Here is a 315-nt window from a genome sequence, read left to right as displayed (position 1 = left end):
ATAGACGGCATGGAGCCCCATCTGCCGCATCAGGCGACGCACTCGTTTGCGGTTGACCCGGTGGCCCAGCCGATTGAGATGGACGGTCATCCGACGTGATCCGTAAACCGGCGTCAGCAGGTGTTGTTCATCGATCAGGCGCATCAGCACCAGATCCTCGGCCAGCCACTCTCGCTTCTGGTAGTAAAGCGAGGAACGACTGATACTCAGCAGCTGACACTGCCGTCTCAGACTCGGAGTGGCGGAAGATGGCGGCTCGATCATGGCCAGGCGCTGCGCCCGGCTCAACGATCGAGCCTGCGTGATAAAAAATCC

Annotated in this window: 1 protein-coding gene; it reads right to left on the bottom strand. The window is 60.0% G+C overall.

The window, feature by feature from the left end; translation table 11 throughout:
* Window positions 1-288, bottom strand: a 288-nt coding sequence (locus GRB80_RS15780; RefSeq protein WP_161424380.1) for an IS3 family transposase, incomplete at its 3' end; no start/stop codon positions are given.
* Window positions 289-315: the final 27 nt, after the last annotated feature.

Origin of the sequence: Halomonas icarae (assembly GCF_009901955.1) — a bacterium.
Lineage (GTDB): Bacteria > Pseudomonadota > Gammaproteobacteria > Pseudomonadales > Halomonadaceae > Halomonas > Halomonas icarae.
The sequence above is the reverse complement of the archived record's forward strand: the minus strand, read 5'-3'. Positions and strand labels throughout refer to the sequence as shown.